The 20,257-nt window shown below is 37.9% G+C and carries 24 protein-coding genes; 8 read left to right on the top strand and 16 right to left on the bottom strand.

The annotated features are described in order from the left end of the window. Positions 1-183: 183 nt before the first annotated feature. Entirely contained in the window at positions 184-447 is a 264-nt protein-coding gene (locus PL9214_RS17045; protein WP_072719943.1) for a ParE family toxin-like protein, read from the bottom strand. Beyond that, entirely contained in the window at positions 444-695 is a 252-nt protein-coding gene (locus tag PL9214_RS17040; RefSeq protein ID WP_072719942.1) for a hypothetical protein, read from the bottom strand. Before PL9214_RS17040 ends, PL9214_RS17045 begins: the two co-directional genes overlap by 4 nt. A gap of 137 nt (positions 696-832) precedes the next feature. Here PL9214_RS17040 and PL9214_RS17035 point away from each other — a divergent pair, with 137 nt between their 5' ends. Continuing rightward, the gene (locus tag PL9214_RS17035) at positions 833-1,135 is read left to right on the top strand and encodes a hypothetical protein (RefSeq protein WP_072719941.1); all 303 of its coding nucleotides are present in this window, start codon (positions 833-835) and stop codon (positions 1,133-1,135) included. A 39-nt stretch (positions 1,136-1,174) separates the two neighbouring features. On the opposite strand, the gene PL9214_RS17030 is transcribed toward PL9214_RS17035, so the two are convergent. Next, on the bottom strand, positions 1,175-1,975 hold the full coding sequence (locus PL9214_RS17030; RefSeq protein ID WP_072719940.1) for an MORN repeat-containing protein: 801 nt from the start codon (positions 1,973-1,975) through the stop codon (positions 1,175-1,177). Between the two features lie 38 nt (positions 1,976-2,013). After that, positions 2,014-2,838: a transporter substrate-binding domain-containing protein gene (locus PL9214_RS17025; protein ID WP_072719939.1), complete on the bottom strand. Its 825-nt coding sequence runs from the start codon at positions 2,836-2,838 to the stop codon at positions 2,014-2,016. Positions 2,839-3,124: 286 nt separating this feature from the next. On the opposite strand from PL9214_RS17025, the gene PL9214_RS17020 reads away from it, so the two are divergent. Then, positions 3,125-3,949 carry a helix-turn-helix domain-containing protein gene (locus PL9214_RS17020; protein WP_245824269.1) on the top strand — a complete coding sequence of 275 codons (825 nt, stop codon included), beginning with the start codon at positions 3,125-3,127 and terminating at the stop codon, positions 3,947-3,949. A gap of 197 nt (positions 3,950-4,146) precedes the next feature. Here the strand turns inward: PL9214_RS17020 and PL9214_RS17015 are convergent, their stop codons facing one another. After that, the gene (locus PL9214_RS17015) at positions 4,147-5,001 is read right to left on the bottom strand and encodes an NAD(P)-dependent oxidoreductase (RefSeq protein WP_072719938.1); all 855 of its coding nucleotides are present in this window, start codon (positions 4,999-5,001) and stop codon (positions 4,147-4,149) included. 159 nt (positions 5,002-5,160) lie between these two features. Here PL9214_RS17015 and PL9214_RS17010 point away from each other — a divergent pair, with 159 nt between their 5' ends. Further along, entirely contained in the window at positions 5,161-5,358 is a 198-nt protein-coding gene (locus PL9214_RS17010; RefSeq protein ID WP_072719937.1) for a cyclic di-GMP-binding domain-containing protein, MshE-related, read from the top strand. A 34-nt stretch (positions 5,359-5,392) separates the two neighbouring features. Here PL9214_RS17010 and PL9214_RS17005 read toward each other — a convergent pair whose 3' ends face one another. From PL9214_RS17005 to PL9214_RS16965, 9 genes are all read right to left on the bottom strand, one after another. Next, positions 5,393-5,677, bottom strand: a complete 285-nt coding sequence (locus tag PL9214_RS17005) for a hypothetical protein (RefSeq protein ID WP_242049010.1) — start codon at positions 5,675-5,677, stop codon at positions 5,393-5,395. Between the two features lie 180 nt (positions 5,678-5,857). Then, positions 5,858-6,625 (bottom strand): proteasome-type protease, encoded by a 768-nt coding sequence (locus PL9214_RS17000; RefSeq protein WP_072719936.1) that lies wholly within the window; start codon positions 6,623-6,625, stop codon positions 5,858-5,860. A 222-nt stretch (positions 6,626-6,847) separates the two neighbouring features. After that, on the bottom strand, positions 6,848-7,879 hold the full coding sequence (locus tag PL9214_RS16995) for a transposase (RefSeq protein ID WP_072719935.1): 1,032 nt from the start codon (positions 7,877-7,879) through the stop codon (positions 6,848-6,850). A 183-nt stretch (positions 7,880-8,062) separates the two neighbouring features. After that, complete coding sequence (gene cysS / locus PL9214_RS16990; protein ID WP_072719934.1) at positions 8,063-9,502, bottom strand: cysteine--tRNA ligase; 1,440 nt, start codon at positions 9,500-9,502, stop codon at positions 8,063-8,065. Positions 9,503-9,623: 121 nt separating this feature from the next. Then, the gene (hisI, locus tag PL9214_RS16985; RefSeq protein ID WP_072719933.1) at positions 9,624-9,962 is read right to left on the bottom strand and encodes a phosphoribosyl-AMP cyclohydrolase; all 339 of its coding nucleotides are present in this window, start codon (positions 9,960-9,962) and stop codon (positions 9,624-9,626) included. Between the two features lie 27 nt (positions 9,963-9,989). Further along, a complete protein-coding gene (locus PL9214_RS16980; protein WP_072719932.1) occupies positions 9,990-10,448 on the bottom strand; it encodes a SufE family protein in 459 nt (152 codons plus the stop codon). 140 nt (positions 10,449-10,588) lie between these two features. Further along, complete coding sequence (trpE, locus tag PL9214_RS16975) at positions 10,589-12,106, bottom strand: anthranilate synthase component I (RefSeq protein WP_072720091.1); 1,518 nt, start codon at positions 12,104-12,106, stop codon at positions 10,589-10,591. 107 nt (positions 12,107-12,213) lie between these two features. Then, a complete protein-coding gene (locus PL9214_RS16970; protein ID WP_072719931.1) occupies positions 12,214-12,642 on the bottom strand; it encodes a photosystem I reaction center subunit II PsaD in 429 nt (142 codons plus the stop codon). Between the two features lie 158 nt (positions 12,643-12,800). Further along, complete coding sequence (locus PL9214_RS16965) at positions 12,801-13,283, bottom strand: CRR6 family NdhI maturation factor (RefSeq protein ID WP_072719930.1); 483 nt, start codon at positions 13,281-13,283, stop codon at positions 12,801-12,803. Between the two features lie 163 nt (positions 13,284-13,446). Between PL9214_RS16965 and PL9214_RS16960 the strand changes: the two genes are divergently transcribed. Further along, the gene (locus tag PL9214_RS16960) at positions 13,447-13,887 is read left to right on the top strand and encodes a Fur family transcriptional regulator (protein ID WP_072719929.1); all 441 of its coding nucleotides are present in this window, start codon (positions 13,447-13,449) and stop codon (positions 13,885-13,887) included. Between the two features lie 99 nt (positions 13,888-13,986). Here the strand turns inward: PL9214_RS16960 and PL9214_RS16955 are convergent, their stop codons facing one another. Together PL9214_RS16955 and PL9214_RS16950 are read right to left on the bottom strand one after the other, a co-directional pair. Next, positions 13,987-14,457 (bottom strand): DUF4079 domain-containing protein, encoded by a 471-nt coding sequence (locus PL9214_RS16955; protein ID WP_072719928.1) that lies wholly within the window; start codon positions 14,455-14,457, stop codon positions 13,987-13,989. An 813-nt stretch (positions 14,458-15,270) separates the two neighbouring features. Next, positions 15,271-15,450 carry a hypothetical protein gene (locus PL9214_RS16950; RefSeq protein ID WP_072719927.1) on the bottom strand — a complete coding sequence of 60 codons (180 nt, stop codon included), beginning with the start codon at positions 15,448-15,450 and terminating at the stop codon, positions 15,271-15,273. Positions 15,451-16,044: 594 nt separating this feature from the next. Between PL9214_RS16950 and PL9214_RS16945 the strand changes: the two genes are divergently transcribed. The 4 genes from PL9214_RS16945 (at position 16,045) to PL9214_RS16930 (ending at position 20,162) form a co-directional block, all read left to right on the top strand. Then, positions 16,045-17,475, top strand: coding sequence for a nicotinate phosphoribosyltransferase (locus tag PL9214_RS16945; protein WP_072719926.1), 1,431 nt, complete (start codon positions 16,045-16,047; stop codon positions 17,473-17,475). Between the two features lie 193 nt (positions 17,476-17,668). Beyond that, positions 17,669-18,607, top strand: a complete 939-nt coding sequence (locus PL9214_RS16940) for an ADP-ribosylglycohydrolase family protein (protein WP_072720090.1) — start codon at positions 17,669-17,671, stop codon at positions 18,605-18,607. A 47-nt stretch (positions 18,608-18,654) separates the two neighbouring features. Beyond that, entirely contained in the window at positions 18,655-19,233 is a 579-nt protein-coding gene (locus PL9214_RS16935; protein ID WP_072719925.1) for a nicotinate-nucleotide adenylyltransferase, read from the top strand. Between the two features lie 194 nt (positions 19,234-19,427). Then, positions 19,428-20,162 (top strand): NUDIX hydrolase, encoded by a 735-nt coding sequence (locus tag PL9214_RS16930; protein ID WP_072719924.1) that lies wholly within the window; start codon positions 19,428-19,430, stop codon positions 20,160-20,162. Positions 20,163-20,257: the final 95 nt, after the last annotated feature.

Raw genomic sequence — 20,257 nt, 5'->3', positions numbered from 1 at the left:
TATATCAAAATTTTTTTTCAATATAGCAATCCCAAATAGCTTGTAATCATTTAAAACTGATATGAAACAGCTAGAAGTATTACCCCTGTTCCCTGTTCCCTGTTCCCTGTTCCCTTTTGAGCAGAAATTTTGGATACAAATCAAATAGGATTGCTATATTTACTTTATTTGCTAATCTTGAATTTACCCAAAAAACTCCTCATATTGATCATGACTACCAATCCAAAACCATGTAACTGTATCCTCTTGTAAAATTCCAATCGCACGATAATTTCGCGTAATTCTGACTGACCAAATATCCTCATCACGATTAATGCACTTAAAGTGTAAGGAGGGATAAAAAGGATTATTTGACCATAAACGATACGCTTTTCTCGCTTCTTTGCGAATGTTGAGTGGAAGGCGATGATATTCTGACCAAAAAGACGGTAAAGTAGCAGACCTCATAATTGCTCATAGTCCATAGGTTGTGCTTGTCCTTGAGCAATTTGTTGTTTTGCCAGCTTTGCTGCTGCGACTAACTTGCTTTGGGTTTTTTGAAAAGATTGATCCCACTGCAATTCATCTTCAAAATCGGCGTTTTTATTTTTTAGATCATTAATATATTTCCGTAAATGCTCAATAATCTGTTGTTGTTGAGCATCTGTTAGAGATTCTAGGATTTTAACAACGGTTGCTATATTTTCTTTTGACATTTTTGCTTTCAATGGTACTTATTAATCAGAATACTTGGATTATAACACCTCCCTAGAGTTTAAAAAAAGGAAGGCAAACATTAAAATATGATAAGGCTTGCTATAGTAATAATAAATCGTCTGTAAGAGAGGCAATAATGAATACATTAGAAAAATTAGAACTCTTGAGTGAAAACTGTAGCGATCGCACGGAATTAGATCGAATTATTGGGCAACTTCTCAACATTATTTTGACTCGTCATCGTCAGAAGTTAACGATCTATGATCAGGATATTAAAAAATTTGAGCAAACCTATCAGCTAGATTCTAACCAGTTTATACAGCAATTTGAAGCAGGAATATTAGGGGATGAGATGGATTTTTTTGAATGGTTTAGTTTGTGTGAATTGCGACAAGATATTTTAGTCAAAATTGGTAAATTAGAAGAAATTATCCTTTAATGGGGTAGACCCTTAATCAAAATCAATTGATGAATAATTTTATTCTACACTGGATGATGTAACTAACTGACCATTATCCCAATTTTGATATTCACGCTTGCCATTACTAGAGGTGAATATTCCAAATCCCTGGCGTTTATCATTGATCCATTCTCCTTCATAGCGATCGCCATTAGCCCCAATATATACTCCTTTTCCATTAAAAAGATTATCCTTAAATTCTCCTTCATGGCGAGAGCCACTAGACCAAATATATACTCCTTTTCCATGATATTTTCCTTTTTGCCAATCTCCCTCATAAGTATCCCCATCAGCCCAAACTATTTTACCCTTTCCATCAAATACACCACCTTTCCACTGACCTTCATAGCTTTTTTTATTGCTTCCTTCTGGGTAAGTCATTTTGCCGAATCCTTCAGGGGAAAGCACTTCAACAGAACCCTTTAACCCTTGATTAAATTCTCCTTCATAACGTGATTTATCTTTATAAATTAGAATCCCTTTGCCTTTTATTAGTCTTCCATTTTCCCACTCTGCTTCATACTGATCGCCATCGGTTCCCTTATAAGTGCCTTTTCCGTGATATTTTCCATTACGAACCTCGCCTTCATAACGAGCTCCATTAGCCCAGTTAAATACTCCAATTCCGTTAGGTTTACAGTTTAATATTTCGCCTTTGTAGAGACTACCATCTGGATAGGTAATTTCTTGTTTAATAGGGCAACAGCCTGCCTGTATCCCTAAACATTGCTTAATTTCTTCCTTGAAAGTAGTAGCAGATATTGTAATTATAGTGATGGTTGCAGTTACTATTAAGCCTACATTTAAGCTATTACTCATGATACCTAATCCAAATTATTAATTTGTATGATAAACATTTATTTGCAGTAGTCAATCATGCTTTTTAAATAGGGAATCAGATCTTTAAACCACAAGTCCCAAGCTTGTTTTTCTTGGCGACTTTCAAGGAATGAATTAACCACGTTTTCCCACTGAGGATCATTAGCAGGAAGTATCATTCCATAAGCATCGCAAGATAAAGGTTGATTGGGTACTAATGCAAAATCATTAGAATTCCATCCTTGAAGAACTATAGCTTCTCCAATTAACAAAATTGTGTCTCCTGCAAATGCAGAAATATCACCATTTCTAACAGCACGGACTCCCTGACCTCTTTGTGGAAACATTCGAATTTCAGCTTGAGGAAAAACTTGGGTAATTGGACGAAGATTTGTTGTTCCCTGAAGTACACCGATAGTTTTATTTGTTAGATTTGTGTTTTTGTTATTGGCTCTAACGATTAATTGAGTTCCGCTAATGAAAAAAGGGTCTGAATATGAAATGTTATACTCTACTTCTTTCTGACGGCTAATGGTATTAGGGCCACATTCTAAATGAACCGTACCATTTTTAACCATCGCCTCACGAGTTTGGATGGTTGACACAACGGCTCTAGCTTCAATATATCTATTTGTTTTTTGGCTAAGATACTTGGCAAGTTCACTAGCAAAACTAATACAATAACCGCCCCAATTTCCATCTCTTTCATATCCAAAAAGAACTGAATCTTTTCTGATACCTATTTTTACAACTCCTGTTTCTTTAATATTTTGTAATACGTCTGTAGCCAAACTTTTGAAAGGATAAAGTATTGTCAAAACAAGGGTAAATACAAAGAGATAAAGTTTAAATTTCACTTTCATATTATTTCAAATGAGGTTTTATGAGTGCTTTTGGTATAAAAGAAGAAGGAAACTATAGGAACTTTAGCAACTTAACCTATATCTTGTCAGTAACAAAAAGTGTTAAAAAGTGATAAAAAGTAGTTAATTGCGGAGAATTATGTTAAACTCCCCATTTAGAAGGATGTCTAAATGCAAAATATGGCCAGTTTGTATTGCCAAGAGTGATGCTTGGTTGAGTACGTCAAGCCATCAATGCCTTTAAACCTTTACCCCGTCTTAATTTAATAAGCATTAACTTGTTCTCATGGATATGAATGCAGATGAAGCACTGGCTATTATCGAAACGGTATTAGACAACGATGAACAGTTGAATGATGTCCAAGAGCTAATCTTTAAGCAGTGTTGGCAAGGTCGGGACTCCTACGAAGAAATTGCCAAACTGGGAAATTATGATAATGAATATATAAAATCTGTAGCAGCGAAATTATGGAAAAAACTTTCAGAGATTTTTGGAGAAAAGGTCAAAAGAAATAATCTTAAATCCGTTTTAAAGCGGTATTTACGAAGGCAAAATATAACAATTCATAAAACTAAAATTATTGGAGTTAACGTCAGTGGGAAAAGCATTAATGAAGGTAATATAAAAGGAGGAAAAGTCTTTAGCAATGTTGGTTTTGACTCTTGTATTAATGACTCTTATAAATCAGGTATCAAAGAAAATAAATCAGAATCAAGTGAAGTAACAAATACTTCTGAAGAAAAACAGTTATCAGAAATTTCAGCTAATTTACAGAAAACGGAATATTTTTGGAAAGAGTGGTGCTTTTATTCGTTAGAACAAGTTAAAATAGCAGAAGCTTTCGATAAAGCGGGCGTGGTGTTTTTTCCAAACTCTAAAGCTCAATTACCTAATTTTGAAGATCAATCTTATAAACAAGTAGATTTTTTGATTTACTATAATAGTAAGTTAGGTGTTTTAGAAATTCAATATCCTGATTCACAGAAGCAGGAAAAAAGAGATGATTTTTTATCAAAGCAGGGAATTTGCTTAATTGAATATTGTGATTCAGTTCAATGTTTAGAAGATCCTGATCAGGTTGTACAGGAATTTATAATGAAGTTTATTTAGGATGAAATATTATAAAATTGATTAAAAGATGGTCATAACCCATCCTACAAGTTACTAAAGTATTAAAATTTTAACCTATCTGTAGGGTGCGTAAGCAACGCGCACGCACCATTTATTATTGATCAATTAATTCTCTTAAATTTAAGAAAGAATGATCGATAAACTTTGATGTGGTGCGTGCGTTGCACTTACGCACCCTACGGTTTGATGGTGGTAAATAGGGCGGAATAATCGTCGTCTGATTTTCCGATTTTTTGTGTTGCTTCTAATATTGCTTTTACTCCTTCTAACGAACTGGCATTTAACCCCATTTTGACCGCTTCTTGTAGAAACAAATTCGTATCTTTTAATAGATGTTTTACGGGGAAATTAGGATTTTCATAATTTTCTTCTAACATCCGTTGTAATTTTTTATCAAAGGTCGGAGCATATAACGCACTGTTGCGTAAAATCTCCATAAAGAGTTCGATATCAACTCCTTGCTGTTGAACAAAATTTAAACTTAAGGCGAAAGCCGTTGTTAAGGAAGCAATTAATTGATTTAAAGCTAATTTTAACGCAGCCGCACTTCCGACTTCTCCAATATATTTGGGTTCTCCTAAGAATTTTAACAAATTCAACCATTGATCAAATTGCGCCTCTGTAGAACCTACCATAATTTGTAATGTTCCGGCTTTCGCTTCAGGAATACTCCCCAAAACAGGAGCTTCTAAATAGTCTCCTCCCGCTTTCAGAATGTCTTTTTGAATCGTTTTACTATCTGTTGGAGAAATTGTTCCCATTGAAATTACTGTTTTTCCCGATAAAAACGATTGAAATTCTGAACGGAACAAAACTGACTCAATGGCATCTTGATTCGTTAACATCAATAAAATACAATCACTGGTAGCAATTAAACCTTGAGGCGTTCCAGCGACGGTAGCCCCTGCTTCTCTTAAGGGTTCGACTTTAGAGGTTGTGCGATTATACACAATGAGTTGATATCCAGCTTCTAACAATCGTTGCGCCATCGGAAACCCCATTAACCCCGTTCCGATAATCCCAATTCTCATTTGATATTAACTCCCATTGATTAGAACTTTTGATGCTCGGTTACAGTTGGTTTAATATTGCAACCTAGATCATAATAGAGCTAAAATTTAATAACTACAATTTTCACAAATTTCAAACCATCAGGGCGCATCTGTTAACCTTCGTACAGGTGTAAGCTCATGAAAATCGGTGAGATTTTAGTGCGTAGAGGTTTAATTTCCTCAATACAACTTGAACAAGCCATTACCGTTCAAGGAGTTTGTCATTTAAAATTAGGAGAACTGTTAGTGACTGAAGGTTGGATTCAGACCACTGACTTAGAACAAGCCCTTTTAGAACAGAAATGGCGTCAGAAGGGCTTGTGGGTGATTGATTAGTTCTTCCGTTAATTAAAATACCTGTTTAATAGACTTAAATTGAATACAGTTGATCTTCAAATAAATCTTCTCCGAAAACTGGGGTGACGTTTTGAAACCCTAAGCTTTCCAGATAAGATTTCCAGCCGTCTGGGGAATCTTCTATGTCTAATGCACCCAGTACCCTAGCAACATCCGCAATCCAAGGAACAGTCCAAATGGTGTATCCTTGCCAATTCGAGCCCACTGATAACCAATCTGGGAGTGTATGTTCTCGAATAGGGCTTGAAAGTTCCCAACTTGCGCGAAAACAGTAGATTTGACCAGAATTTAACATCATTTTTTTGAGGATTTTGAACGGCAAAATGGACAGATTTCTGTCTCAACAAGATGCGTGAATTTAAAATTACGCATGGGTCTAAATTTAGCGGATTTATTTAACGATCCACCTCAATCAAAAGATAGGATAACTTCGAGAGTTTAACCGTATCCTATACAACAAATAATCTCTAAAAAAGATCTAATCAATTAAAATATCCTCCGAGGTGTCGCTAGTTCGATGCTGCCAATTAATATTAGGGATATTATTAAATCCTTGTTTGAGGCACTCTTCCCAGAGTTTACGAATTTCTGCTAAATAGGGATCACCCAAGCGTAGTTTTAACCAATTTTTGACCTCTAAAGTATCTTTTTCATATAACACTAAATTAATTGGAGGCCCTACAGAAATATTAGATTTCATAGTAGAATCAATAGAAAGTAACGCACATTTAGCGGCTGCTTCTAAATGAGTATTAAAGCTCAATGTTCGATCTAAAATCGGTTTACCATATTTAGTTTCTCCAATTTGCAAAAACGGTGTTTCTCTCGTGGCATGAATAAAATTACCTTGGCTATAAATTAAAAATAAAGCCGGATCTTGTCCCTTGATTTGCCCTCCTAATAGCATTGAACATTGCGGTTCAATTCCGTCTTTTTTTAGCCATTTTTCATCCAGTTCTTGAATTTTTCTGAGTTTTGATCCAATATAGCGAGCGACTTCATACATAGAAGGGAGGGTATGTAAATTAATCTCTTCCTGGGTTTTGAGATCCCGATCTAATTCGCTGACAATTCCCTGGGTGATGGAGAGATTTCCCGCCGTACATAATAGAATTACGCGCTCACCTGATTTAGAAAAATCGAATAATTTCCGATAGGTAGAAATATAATCAACCCCAGCATTTGTGCGCGAGTCCGCCGCAATCACTAAGCCAGTATTGGTAATAATGCCCAAACAATAGGTCATAGAAAGTTTCAATAAAATTTAGTAACTCACCAAAAGGAAAAGAATAGACTTTTTTGACCCGAACTGTCAACCATCAAGCTTCAATACCCCCCTCCTCTTCTACCCAGATCAAAATTCAACTCAAACAGCCCTGGGGGGGGACTTAACTTGAGGTTGTTCTGATAACCATTTCAACTGACCGTTTTCATAAATTGCTTCATAACTTTGGCTCTTCTAGGGTAACTATGATAAATTAGGAGAAAAATGCCAATTTAAGAGAACTCTTCTTCTAAAGTTAGCAAAATTATTTAAGCCATACGCTCTTCTCTTAATTAACTTAATTTTCTGATTGATTCCTTCGACGGCTCCTTGGGTAGTTCGATTGTCGAAATAGGCGAGAATTTCGGCAATCCACCTTTTGATTGTTTGGCAGCTTTTTGGGAAGTCTTTATAAGATGATTCAGTCCATTCTACCAGTTGCCAAAATGCCTCATCTCCCGTTATTTGACTTTCAAATATATCTCTAAATTTCTCTTTTCTATCATACATATCCATTAATTCTGGCATGACTTCTTTGAGAACTGACAATTTTGATTTTTCCGTCTCGTTCAAATCTTCTTTCTTTTTCAGCAAAGGATATTTACTCTCTTTTATTCCTGAGATTTGACGTTCTCTTTCCGTTTTATTTTTGATTTTTTCTGCCTGTTTTTTCTCGGTTTTTCTCCGATAGTCTAACTCTTCATTGACTTGTTTCATGACGTGAAATCTATCCGCAACTACTTGTGCATTCGGCATCAGTTCTTCCACTACACTTTTATAGGGAACCCACAAGTCTATACTGACCGCTTCCATTTCTTTTAATATCGTTTCAATTTCTGCCGGACTCATTCGATTTCTTTTTCCGGTATTCACCACATCTGTTGCTAACACTTCTTCAACCACTTTTTGGGCTAGTCTTTTTGTATATGTTCTTCTTTTCTTCACAAAACTTAATTCTTCGGAAAATACTTTCTGGCAGTTAGGGCATCTAAATTGACGGCGATTTACATTCAGAAAGACATCAAAACTACTCACAGGAATATCTCGCACTCTATGTCGATGTGATTGATGTACTTTACTCGTACTCTTCCCACAATGAGGACAAGTCGCGCTAGTCTGTTTATTTTCTAATTCAATCAGAAGTTCATTCTCCGTAATAAAATGATAATTTGTTGCTTTAAAACCGGGAAAGTTAATGATTTGAGTAATAAAATAAAGTAGGGAGTTAGATGGCATTTTTATAAAAAAGTCATTTTTCTTAGTGATTTAGTCAATATTTAATACCATAAAATATTGTCTATGTCAATCTCCCATTATCAGTTTCACTCAATTCAACTTTAAACATTTTTTCCTTCTTGATTTTTTGTTTATTACTAAGTTATCATAACCAGCCTAGAAGAACCGATAAAGCAACTCAAATTAACGATGCCAAATGGTTTGATTTCCGGGTTGATCAATTAAGGTAATCCCTAACTGTTTGAGATGATCTCGAATGCGATCGCTTTCCCCATAATTCTTAGCTTTTTTCGCTTCTAACCGTTGCTGAACAAACGCCTCAATCTCAGCATCACTTAACCCTAACGCTTGACTTTTCTCTGGTTGAGCTTCTAACCCTAATACTGTTGCTAATTCTACTAACGTTTGCCAATATTTTTGTAAGGTTTCCGGTGAGGTTTCTGGAGTTCCGCCATGTACTAAAATATTGCGATCGCGTTTTAATTCTTTGGCTAATTCAAAAACAACCGCTAACCCTTCGGGTGTATTAATATCGTCATCCATTGACGTTTTAAACCGTTCAATAGCATCTTGATCAATCAGATTTTTTTGTAGATCAAACCCTAATTTTTCGCCATATTCATGATTAAATAAGAGAGCTTCTTTAATGGTATTCCAGCTATTTTCAGCAGAAGCGATCGCTTCATCGGTAAAGTCTAAAGGTTTGCGATAATGAGCTTGTAACACAAATAAACGCACTACCATCGGGTCAAGGGGTGTATCTAATAAACCCCGAATTGTGGTGAAATTCCCCAGGGATTTTGACATTTTTTCTCCACTCACCCGCACCATGCCATTGTGCATCCAATACCGAGATAAAGGTTGATGGGTTGCGGCTTCCGACTGGGCAATTTCATTTTCATGATGGGGAAAAATTAAATCCCCACCACCGCTATGAATGTCAATGGTATTTCCTAATAACGATTTGACCATTGCAGAGCATTCAATATGCCATCCAGGGCGACCATTTCCCCAGGGAGATTCCCAAGCAGGTTCGCCTAATTTTGCAGCTTTCCAGAGGGCAAAATCCGAGGGATCTTTTTTCTTCATGGCTTCAGGATCAGATAAAGAAACCCGTCCTCCTGCGCCTGCTTGCAGTTGTTCCTGTTGTCGTCCTGATAATTTTCCATACTCAGGAAACTGATTTACACTATAGTAAACATCCCCATCCACTGAATATGCAACCCCTTGTTTTTCTAATTCTTGAATCAGTTGAATAATTTGGGGAATATGTTCAGTTACACGGGGATAATTATCAGCATCTTTAATATTCAAGCGACGAATATCTTCAAAATAAGCTTGAATATATTTCTCAGAAACGATCTCCATTGTTGTGCCTTCTAATTTGGCACGGTTAAGAATTTTATCGTCAATATCGGTAAAATTCTGAATATAATTGACTTGATATCCCGCATATTCTAAATAGCGTCTAACGGTATCCCACACAATATAGGATCTAGCATGACCTAAATGGCAATAATCATAGACCGTCACCCCGCAGCAATACATTTTCACCGTCCCGGTTTCTAACGATTGAAAATCTTCTTTTTGACGAGTTTGAGTATTATAAAGTTTGATAACCATATTTTTTTATAATAGGAAAGAGGGAATTACGAATTACGAATTACGAATTAGGAATAGAGACAAGATTGGAGCTATTAGTTTATTTTTAAACTGATAACTGATAACTGATAACTGATAACTGTTAACATTTGACTTCTGTAAAAAAACAACTTCTTGCGCCTGTATGACAAGCAATATTGCCAATTTGTTCTATTTTTAATAATAAAGTATCGGCATCACAATCATAATATAAAGATTTCAGTTTTTGAATATGTCCTGATGTGGCTCCTTTGTGCCATAATTCAGAACGAGAACGGCTCCAATAGTGAACTTCTTGGGTTTCTAGGGTTTTTTGAATGGATTCTTTATTCATCCAAGCCATCATTAATACCGTTCCATCTTCTGCATCTTGAGCGATCGCTGGAATTAACCCTTGGTCATTAAATTTTAACGCTTCTATCCACAAATAATCTTGATTCATTACTCGGTTAAATTGTCAAGTATTTTTTCAGATTCCTGACCCTTCAGAATTTAGGTTGGGATCGCAGGTAACGGCTTTTTTCTTCAGGGTTTGGAAAATATTGAAAAAGCCGTTAGCGCGCGAGGGCGTTAAACTGGCTTGTAACCCCGTTTCTTGAATAAAATCCGGTTGTAGTTGAGCAATTTCTGTGGGGGTGAGTCCGTTCATTCCCATAATTAAAAAAGCAGTTAATCCTTTTGTTAATTGAGAATCAGACTCTCCCTGAAATTGAACTTTTCCATTTTCATCTAAGTCAGCAATCACATAAACCTGGGATACACAACCCGGAACTTTATTATCAGGAATTTTCTGATCTTCTGGAAAGGAAGGAAGTTTTTGGGCGATGGTAATTAATTGTTCATAACGCAATTTATTAGATGAGGCGCGTTTAAAACGCTGTACCATCCGTTCTAAAGTAGGGGGTAAAGGGGTTGCAGTGGAAGACATGATACAGAACGATACAATTTCTCCCTAAGTTTAGCAGGTGTTGGCAATAATCAGTTATCAGTTATCAGTCATCAGTTATCAGTGTAGAATCGCTAATAGGGAATAGGAAAACCATTCCCTATGATCTCAACAGTCAATTCTCAACCTTTTAAACACCGAATGGCTTCTAATAACCCCCGTGCTTTATTCAGGGTTTCTTCATATTCTTTTTGAGGTTGGGAGTCCGCCACAATACCCGCACCCGCTTGAACACTAACTTGATGTTGATTTTGACCTTGATTTTCAACAATCATGGTGCGAATGGTAATTGCACTATTGAGTTGTCCTTCAAAATCATAGTAACCATAAACCCCGGAATAGGGGCCACGACGACAGCCTTCTAACTCATGAATAATTTCCATCGCCCGAATTTTGGGTGCTCCACTAACTGTCCCAGCAGGAAAACAGGCTTTTAATAAATCCCAGGCGGTTTTGGTTTCTGCTAATTCTCCAATAACATTACTAACAATGTGCATGACATGGGAATAACGTTCAATTACCATTAATTCATCTACTTTAACCGTTCCCATGCGACACACTCGCCCTAAATCATTGCGTCCTAAATCGACTAACATAATGTGTTCAGCAACTTCTTTAGGATCTTGCAATAAATCTTTTCCTAAAGCTTGATCTTCTTGAGGAGTTTGACCTCGGCGACGAGTTCCCGCAATGGGACGGACGGTAGTAATTAATTTTCCTTCGGGATTTTTTTCTGCTTTGACCATGACTTCAGGACTGGAGCCAATTAATTGCCAATCTCCAAAGTTAAAATAAGCCATATAGGGAGAGGGATTAATTAACCGCAAAGAACGATAAAGGGAAAAGGGATCACCGGAATATTCTGTGGTTAACCGTTGAGATAAAACCACTTGAAAAATATCTCCGGCTTTAATATATTGTTTACCCTTTTCCACATTGGTGCAAAATTGCTCTTGGGAAACGTTACTCCTGTAGGTTAAAGGCGGTTGCTGATCGGGGGGAGTCCATTCTAAAAGGGTATTTTCTGGGGATAAGGGAGATTGAAGTTTAGTAACTAATTGTTGAACGCGATCGCACGCTTGTTGATAAGCTGTTTCTAAATCGGTATTGCGAGTATCTGCATAAGCGATCGCCCAAATTTTACGTTTAACTTGATCAAAGATTAATAATTGATCAACCTGCATCCATAACCCATCGGGTAAATCATCCGCATTGGGGGAATAAACAGGAACACGGGACTCGATCCACTGCATTAATTCATAACCCCAAAACCCAAAGAGTCCGCCAATTCCTGGGGGGAGTTGAGGTAATTTTACCGGATGATAAGGTTCTAAACAGACTTCTAAAGCGTTGAAGGGATCGCCTGTAAATTCTTGAATTGTTCCATCTCGCCATTTTTGCACGGTGCGATCGCCTTTGGCTTCTAAAATCCAAACTGGATCACAACCTAAGAAACTATAACGTCCGATTTTTTCGCCACCTTCAACGGACTCTAACAAAAAATTATAAGGTTGATCCGCACAAACCCGATACCATGCAGAAACCGGAGTATCTAAATCAGCCACCCATTCTTGATACACCGGAATAAAATTTCCTGTGGAAGCGCGTTGAGCAAATTGGGAAAAATCTGGAAAAATCATGGCGACTAATAGCGAACAATAAAAAATAAAAGGATGAAGGTGAGAATAAACCATCCTTCATCCTAATATGTTTATGGGCATTGCGCCCTGGAATTACTTAAAGCGTTTTAAACGTCAGAGGTAGATTTACCTGTAAATTTGACTTTAGCCGGATCAACGTTGCTACCGATATTGTGAGCAACGCCATTGACGGCTTGACGTCCTTCGTTGACTTTTTCAGGGAAAACGCCATCTTTAGGATGCAGATATTGAGTTTCGCCGTTCGGGAAAACGCGATAGATTTTAAAGTTTTCTATTCTGGGTTTGAATTTTGACCGCAGTTGAGCACCTAAAGCTAGACACTGTTCTTTGCGGGCTAAATACAAAAGGTTGTCCCCTTCGTTCATAATCGCAGCACCGCCAGTGGGCATTTCAAACACCTGTTCTTTTGTGCTAGTCCAGGTAATTGCATATTTTTCTTCCACTTGGGCTTTTGTTAATAACCCACCGGTGCTGCCGCCAAACTTGGGTGGTTGTCCAGTCAGTGTTTCTGCCATAGAAATATCACTCAAATCATGTTTTTACGGAATCGTAACACTGATGTTGCCCTTGTCTGTAGTAGTCGTAAAGAACCGTTACAGAAGAAGAGGGGGGGACGGGGGGATGAGGGGATGAGGGGACGGGGGGATGAGGGGATGAGGGAAGTAGGGCAGGGTTAAGGGTTAACGATATATTCAAAGAAGGAATCATCGAGGTCGTAGCCGAGCATTTGCGCCATTGCCATGAGGCGGGATTTGGGGGGGAGGTGGTGTTGGGTGAGCCAGTCGTTGAGGATAAAGATTTTTTGCATTAAAAAAATTTCTAGGGCTTCGGGGTTATATTGAATGCCTTCGGTACGATGGAATTGATGGGGAACGAGCATCGCCACATAACGGGCGAGTTCACCGGATTTCCAGTCCAGAAAAAAGGGTAGCCAAGGATAGTAAGCATCGAGGCGGATAAACCATAATCGGACTTCAGGAACTTCTGAAATTTCTCTGGGGTCTTCTGGGTCACGAGAATAGTCGATCACGAAGCTGATCTGCTGTTCATAAGGGCTAATCGCGGTATTTTTGAGGAGGGGTTCAATGACGGTTTGAACAGGGGACAAATCTAAATGATTTACTTGCTCGGAATTTAGCGTTATTGTAATTGCCATTCAATGTCAACCTTGATTACAGTCGATTTTAGATTAATTTTAGATGGGACGAGGATAACGGAAGTTCGTTAAAATCCCTAAGATACAATGGAAGCATAGTGTGAGCGTTTAATTCGTTATCTCAAAACTATTGAAATTGGATAAATAAACTGAGGCGAGAGTAGTGAAACCGATTCGTTCTTTAGAAGATGCCATAAATTCTTGTCAAGCCAGAGGAATGCGCCTGAGTCGTCAGAGGCGTTTAATTTTAGAGTTGCTTTGGCAAGCTCAAGAACATCTGTCCGCAAGGGACATTTATGATCGATTGAATCAACAGGGGAAAGCCATTGGTCATACATCGGTTTATCAAAATTTAGAGGCTTTATCGCGTGAAAATATTATTGAGTGTGTGGAACGCTCTGATGGCCGTTTATATGGACATATTAGTGATTCCCATTCCCATGTAAATTGTTTGGATACGGATCAGATTTTAGATGTCCATATCGAATTACCCCCGGAATTATTAACCTTAGTTGAACAACAAACCGGAGTCAAAATTACGGATTATCAAATTAATTTTTACGGTTATCGGGTTAATTCTGGGAATATCGATGAATTGAATTAGGAAAGGGGACAATTTAGGATATTCTCAAGGCTTAATCAAGCTAAAATTTGACTCCAAAAAACGGTTAACGGTTAACAGTTAACCGTTAACCGTCAACTCTTACAAATTGCTAATAATTTTCTGCACAATTTCCATTCCAGTGACAGCTTGCCAAGCAAAAAGTCCTAGAATTAAGGTATTAAGAGCAATGTGGCTGACTCTAGCCCAATCTGCTCCTTTTTGCATATAAGGGGTTAAAGAAGCAGAAATGGCTATCATTCCGGTCATTCCCAGTCCTGCTAAGAGGTGGGGGCCGACGAAGAGTTTACCGTTGTTAATATAAGTGACACCCATCCCACCAATTGTTCCCAAAACCATCAAAGCCAAGAGCAGGGAACCGATTTGGTGATGTTTAAGATTAAATTTTCCTTTAATTAATTCTTTTTTGGTGTCGCCTTGGGCTTCACGGGTGCGACGAATTTGGACACCCAAATACATCGCATAAACGGATAATCCTAATAAAATCCACATTAGGAGGGGATGAAAGAAATTCAGCCAAGGCTTAATCGATGCTGGAAGGGTCAAATCCATAGTGTTCTCTGAGGAAGCAATAAAACTTAATAAAACTTAGCATACACCAGTTAAGTGTCATCAGTCACTGTTCTGGATCACTTGATCTTTTTGATTCTACCAAAGAAGATTCCCCAGACAAGTTTAAATCCCTGAAAGAGATTCGTGGTTATAGAGGATTGACCCAAAGAAGTTAAACAAACCCCATGACCATCACCATCAATCCGAATTAACTGTTTTTCACCAGCATTCTTAATCAAGTAATAACAAGATGATATAAAAACATTGTCAATAGGAAAAACACTGATTCCTATTCAATATGCCTAAAGTTTGCTACTCAAATGATACAAACTATCGGAGCAAGCCAGGAAATCTTACCAATTAGCAAAGTGCTGGAGATGTGTAGCGACGAAAAACAATCCAGTCTACAGTGCAAAATTCCCGTTGAAGATTTTCTAAAAATCAAAATTTCCCCATACCTTACTAAACCTTACTAGACGTTATGCCAATAACTCATCATCAATTTATTACCTCTGAAAGCGAAATATGTTTAGGATATTCTATACTTAAATAAAAAATTCTAATTACTATTAGAGTTAGATAATTAAGGGATGTTTTATTCCGTGAAGATAGTTCTAAGATTCGCTCAGGTTGGGCTGCACAAAACTTCGCCATTATCAGAAGTATTGTCCTTAATCTTCTCAGAATTAACGGCTATCATTCTCCCACAACAACTCAAAGAATGATAGCCGACAATATCAATTATCTTTGCCTTTTGTGTACCTAATTTTTTTAGAATGAAACAGCCCTGGGGGGGGGGCTAGGAAAAACTTCTTAATTGGGAGGAACAATTGGGTCATCTTCACCGGTTTTCTGGATTTGAGACAGAATGATGAAGGGTTGAGATGTCTGAGGTCTTTTAACAATAGAATAGACCCCTATACCTGCATTTTCAAATTGTTCAGGCAAGAAAATACTACCGTTAACAACACTAGATAACAGAAGAGTCAACATAAATTTGCAAGTCTCCATTGAAGTGAAATACAGCACCAAAAATGTGCATAACAAAACTTTCTGTTGCTTTCATCGGCTGTGTATAGACCAGGTGCAGCAGAAATTGATGAAAAATCCGGTATAGAAACGTTACGCCTAAAAATTGTCTGTTGAGAACAGGGGAGACAAGATTAGGGATGGATAGACTTGAAAGATGAGTGGTTGTTTGGTAGCAGATCTAAAATAGCAGAGCAAACTCATCACTTTGAGTTTGATAGGTCTATTACCAGTTTAAGCGGAATTCTACTTTTGTACAAATGTTGATTTTCTGAAACTATAGGGGGGAATAGGGAACAGGGAACAGGGAACAGTAAGAAGTGAAAGGGGTTTAGGTTTTAGCATCAGTCTCTGTCCTCACACCCCCGGCTCGACTGCTCTATGATCTAATCTTCGATTTTAATGAAAATTACCATAAATAAATGTAAATTTTTCCTGAAAACCGCTTAAAATCTCGAAAAAACAGCATTTTTCTCAAACGGTATCTAGGGTTACTCTTAATAAATTTGGTAAAATCTACTATAATTAAAGTATTGAGTTCACCTAGGATGTGACGTTATGACTACCGCCTTGTCTCCCCTTCAGTTTCAGGAAGTTTGGGAAGACCCCGACCTGAATTTTACCCCCGATGATTATAGTCTATTGACCGACCTCTACCAACTGACAATGATTGCCTGTTATACCGGGGAGGGACTCGACCAACGACAAGCCAGTTTTGAACTGTTTACGCGCCGTCTACCGGAAGGGTTTGGCTATTTAATTGCCATGGGACTCGCCCAAGCCCTCGACTATTTAGAAAAATTCCGCTTCAGCGAGGCTCAACTTCATGCCCTACAGTCTACAGGACTGTTTACCCACGCCCCCCAGAACTTTTGGTCACTGTTGGCTACCGGACGCTTTACCGGGGATGTGTGGGCAGTTCCTGAAGGGACAGCTATTTTTGCGAACCAACCCTTTTTGAGAATAGAAGCACCCCTATGGCAAGCTCAGTTAATCGAAACTTATCTATTAAATACAATTAATTACCAAACCTTAATTGCGACCCGTGCAGCCCGGTTGCGGGATGTGGCGGGGCCAACAGCAACGTTATTAGAATTTGGCACAAGACGGGCGTTTAGTCCCCAGGCTTCCATTTGGGCGGCGCGGGCGGCTTTAGCTGGGGGGTTGGATGCAACCTCTAACGTGTTAGCAGCATTGAAATTAGGGCGAAAACCCACCGGAACGATGGCCCATGCGTTAGTAATGGCAATTTCGGCTTTAGAAGGGTCAGAAACTCAGGCGTTTACGGCTTTTCATCGCTATTTTCCAGGATCTCCTTTATTAATCGATACCTATAATACAATTGATGCCGCCCATCAACTTTCAGAACAGGTGAAACGGGGAGAAATTGAACTAAAAGGGGTGCGTTTAGATTCGGGGGATTTAGTGAGTTTATCACAGCAAGTGCGATCACTTCTTCCGAATGTTCCGATTTTTGCCAGTGGGGATTTAGATGAATATGAAATCGCCCGTTTAAAAGCAGCCGGGGCAATCATTGATGGCTATGGTTTGGGGACAAAATTAGTGACAGGAACTCCCGTAAATGGGGTTTATAAGTTAGTTGAAATTGAAGGAAAACCCGTGATGAAAGAAGCAACGGGAAAAACAACTTATCCAGGGAGAAAGCAAATTTTCAGAACGTTGAAACAAGGTCAATTAATGGCTGATGAGATTGGGTTAATAACAGAACCAATGGAGTCTGAATCTGGGCATTATTCTAATGTGCAATCAATATTTTCGTCACGGATACCGTTAATGCAGTTAGTGATGAAGGAAGGAAAACGACTTTATCCGACTGAATCTTTAACAGAAATAGCAGAACGCACAGCAAAATCTGTTACCAGTTTACCCTCAAAAACCCGATGTTTAAATCATCCCATTTCCCCAACAATTCAGAATTCTACAGCGTTACAAGAATTAACAGAAACCACCCGTCATTCATTGTTGTAGAATGGGAACAACCCCCCATTCATCTGCTACCGATTGAAACTCATGATTGATATCGGGTGTGGGGTCTGGGGTGTGGAAAATTAAAGATTATCAAATGGAGTAGAATGTGGGGTAATTCCTGTGAGAAGTGCTGACACATCCTACGGTTTTAAATGGATTAAAAAATAATCATGAGGAGCAACCCATTTTAAATATGAAAAAATCATCAATTTTATCGGGTTTAATGGGAGTTTGTGTGGGTGATGCACTAGGGGTTCCTGTAGAATTTTCTAGTCGCCAAGAACGTCTTCAAAATCCCATCACAACCATGACGGGACATGGAACTTATAGACAACCTCCGGGTACTTGGTCGGATGATAGTTCGTTGATGTTATGTTTAGCAGATAGTCTCTGTCAGGGATATAATTTAAAAACGATTGCTGATTCTTTTGGTCGTTGGCGCTATCAGCAAGAATGGACACCTCATGGTGTAGTATTTGATATTGGTGGAACAACAAATCAAGCGATTAGAAATATCCTCAATGGGGTTAATCCTGTGGAAGCAGGAGAAACGAATGAACGCAGTAATGGAAATGGTTCCTTGATGCGAATTTTACCGATGGTGTATTTATCTTCCACCGTTTCTTTCTATCAATTAATGCAGTGGGTTCATGAATGTTCTTGTTTAACCCATGCTCATGTCCGATCTCAAATGGCTTGCGGGATTTATATTAGTATTGCTGTTAAACTACTTGAAGGTTTAGACCTAAAATCTGCTTACCTTGAAGGAATAGAAGCTGTAAAACCGATTTATTATAATCCCACTTTAACGGTAGAAGCTTCTCGGTTTGAACGGGTTTTAACCGGAAAAATTGATCAGTTATCAATGGGTGAAATTGAATCCAGTGGTTATGTGATTCATACCTTAGAAGCATCTTTGTGGTGTTTATTAACGACATCTTCTTACGCTGAAGCCGTTCTCAAAGCCGTTAATTTAGGAGAAGATACCGACACAACAGCCGCAGTAACCGGAGGTTTAGCCGGACTTTATTATGGGTTGGAAAATATTCCGTCAGAATGGATTGAACAAATTGCTCGCAAAGATGATATTATTGCTTTATCTAAGCGGTTAGAACAAGCAATTTTCCAATAATTTTGTTTTTATTTTGTTAATAAAAGTGACTTAAACAAAAATCAACAATGACTCAAATTGCCCTATTTGGAACCAGTGCAGACCCTCCAACCGCAGGACATCAAGCCATTCTCCATTGGTTATCTCAACGGTTTGATCGAGTTGTAGTTTGGGCATCGGACAATCCATTTAAAACCCATCAAACCGCCCTAGAACATCGGATGAAAATGTTATCTCTATTAATAGAGGAAATTAACCCGCCTAACCCCAATATTGCGGTGTATCCTGAACTCAGTAGTCGCCGAACCTTAGAAACCCTAGAAAGAGCAAAACAATATTGGTCAGATGTAGAATATACCTTAGTGATTGGTTCAGATTTAGTGCAACAAATTCCCCAATGGTATCAAATAAAAACCCTTTTAAAACAAGTAAAATTATTAATTGTTCCTCGACCGGGTTATGGGGTAGAAGCAACAGATTTAGAGAAAGTTAAACAGTTAGGGGGACAGGTAAAAATTGCTGATATTAAAGGTTTGCCAGTTTCCTCAAGTCACTATCGTCAAACCGGAAATATAGAGGTTTTACCGCCTTCTGTACAAGCTTATATTGATCAAGAACAGTTATATGAGTCTACTGTTAAAGACTAAAAAAATATTACAATTAATTTTTAACATTATTTTAGATAAGCTTTATTGAAAAGGTTAAAAACTTAATCAAATGCTATGCTAATATGAAATACTTAAATTTCTGCTAGGGATGTAAGAACTATTGTCGCTTCCCTATTCCTTCTATAGCCTTTTTTTTCCAATTTCATCTAAAAATCTAGGGTTTGGATAAATAAATGATTGAAAGAAATTCTAAAAAAACAGAATCTCCTCTCTTAGAAAATTTTAAGGTTGGGGTTGATAATGTAATTTTTTCTGTTGATACCGGGCAAAATCGTCTATTAGTTTTATTAGTCATGCGAAAAGAAGAACCCTTTATTAATACATGGAGTTTACCAGGAACTTTAGTCCAAAAAGGAGAATCTTTAGAAGATGCAGCCTATCGAATTTTATCAGAAAAAATTTGGGTTGAAAATTTATATTTAGAACAATTATATACCTTTGGAGGGCCAAATCGTGATCCCAGAGAAGCACCGGATAGTTATAATATTCGCTATTTATCCGTCAGTTATTTTGCCATAGTTCGGTTTGAAGAAGCTAAATTAATTGCGGATAAAGTCACAGGAATTGCTTGGTATCCCATTGACAAAGTTCCCCAGTTAGCCTTTGATCATAATCAAATTTTAGAATATGGTTATCGTCGATTACAAAATAAAGTAGAATATAGTCCCGTTGCTTTTGATGTGCTACCGCAAGTGTTTACGTTAGGAGATTTATATCAATTTTATACAACAATTTTGGGAGAAGGCTTTTCCGACTATTCTAACTTTAGAACCCGTTTACTGAAGTTAGGATTTCTCTCGGATACGGGGGTAAAAACATCACGGGGGGCGGGTAGACCAGCAAGTTTATATCGATTTGATGCGGAAGCATTTGCACCCTTAAAAAATAAACCTTTAGTGTTTGTTTAATCTGGGCTTATAACTCCCTATTTTTTAAAATTCTACCTAATTCAGCCCCAGTTTCTATAACGGTTTATTGACCTAGTATTAAACAGTTATGGGGT

The sequence above is a fragment of the Planktothrix tepida PCC 9214 genome, assembly GCF_900009145.1.
Lineage (GTDB): Bacteria > Cyanobacteriota > Cyanobacteriia > Cyanobacteriales > Microcoleaceae > Planktothrix > Planktothrix tepida.
Note: the sequence above shows the minus strand (reverse complement) of the source record. Positions and strands in the feature narration are given on the sequence as shown.

Coding starts and splice junctions, on each gene's coding strand:
- PL9214_RS17045 (WP_072719943.1), bottom strand. CDS start 447: ATGAGGTCTGCTACTTTACCGTCTTTTTGGTCAGAATATCATCGCCTT.
- PL9214_RS17040 (WP_072719942.1), bottom strand. CDS start 695: ATGTCAAAAGAAAATATAGCAACCGTTGTTAAAATCCTAGAATCTCTA.
- PL9214_RS17035 (WP_072719941.1), top strand. CDS start 833: ATGAATACATTAGAAAAATTAGAACTCTTGAGTGAAAACTGTAGCGAT.
- PL9214_RS17030 (WP_072719940.1), bottom strand. CDS start 1,975: ATGAGTAATAGCTTAAATGTAGGCTTAATAGTAACTGCAACCATCACT.
- PL9214_RS17025 (WP_072719939.1), bottom strand. CDS start 2,838: ATGAAAGTGAAATTTAAACTTTATCTCTTTGTATTTACCCTTGTTTTG.
- PL9214_RS17020 (WP_245824269.1), top strand. CDS start 3,125: ATGGATATGAATGCAGATGAAGCACTGGCTATTATCGAAACGGTATTA.
- PL9214_RS17015 (WP_072719938.1), bottom strand. CDS start 5,001: ATGAGAATTGGGATTATCGGAACGGGGTTAATGGGGTTTCCGATGGCG.
- PL9214_RS17010 (WP_072719937.1), top strand. CDS start 5,161: ATGAAAATCGGTGAGATTTTAGTGCGTAGAGGTTTAATTTCCTCAATA.
- PL9214_RS17005 (WP_242049010.1), bottom strand. CDS start 5,677: ATGATGTTAAATTCTGGTCAAATCTACTGTTTTCGCGCAAGTTGGGAA.
- PL9214_RS17000 (WP_072719936.1), bottom strand. CDS start 6,625: ATGACCTATTGTTTGGGCATTATTACCAATACTGGCTTAGTGATTGCG.
- PL9214_RS16995 (WP_072719935.1), bottom strand. CDS start 7,879: ATGCCATCTAACTCCCTACTTTATTTTATTACTCAAATCATTAACTTT.
- cysS (WP_072719934.1), bottom strand. CDS start 9,502: ATGGTTATCAAACTTTATAATACTCAAACTCGTCAAAAAGAAGATTTT.
- hisI (WP_072719933.1), bottom strand. CDS start 9,962: ATGAATCAAGATTATTTGTGGATAGAAGCGTTAAAATTTAATGACCAA.
- PL9214_RS16980 (WP_072719932.1), bottom strand. CDS start 10,448: ATGTCTTCCACTGCAACCCCTTTACCCCCTACTTTAGAACGGATGGTA.
- trpE (WP_072720091.1), bottom strand. CDS start 12,106: ATGATTTTTCCAGATTTTTCCCAATTTGCTCAACGCGCTTCCACAGGA.
- PL9214_RS16970 (WP_072719931.1), bottom strand. CDS start 12,642: ATGGCAGAAACACTGACTGGACAACCACCCAAGTTTGGCGGCAGCACC.
- PL9214_RS16965 (WP_072719930.1), bottom strand. CDS start 13,283: ATGGCAATTACAATAACGCTAAATTCCGAGCAAGTAAATCATTTAGAT.
- PL9214_RS16955 (WP_072719928.1), bottom strand. CDS start 14,457: ATGGATTTGACCCTTCCAGCATCGATTAAGCCTTGGCTGAATTTCTTT.
- PL9214_RS16950 (WP_072719927.1), bottom strand. CDS start 15,450: ATGTTGACTCTTCTGTTATCTAGTGTTGTTAACGGTAGTATTTTCTTG.
- PL9214_RS16945 (WP_072719926.1), top strand. CDS start 16,045: ATGACTACCGCCTTGTCTCCCCTTCAGTTTCAGGAAGTTTGGGAAGAC.
- PL9214_RS16940 (WP_072720090.1), top strand. CDS start 17,669: ATGAAAAAATCATCAATTTTATCGGGTTTAATGGGAGTTTGTGTGGGT.
- PL9214_RS16935 (WP_072719925.1), top strand. CDS start 18,655: ATGACTCAAATTGCCCTATTTGGAACCAGTGCAGACCCTCCAACCGCA.
- PL9214_RS16930 (WP_072719924.1), top strand. CDS start 19,428: ATGATTGAAAGAAATTCTAAAAAAACAGAATCTCCTCTCTTAGAAAAT.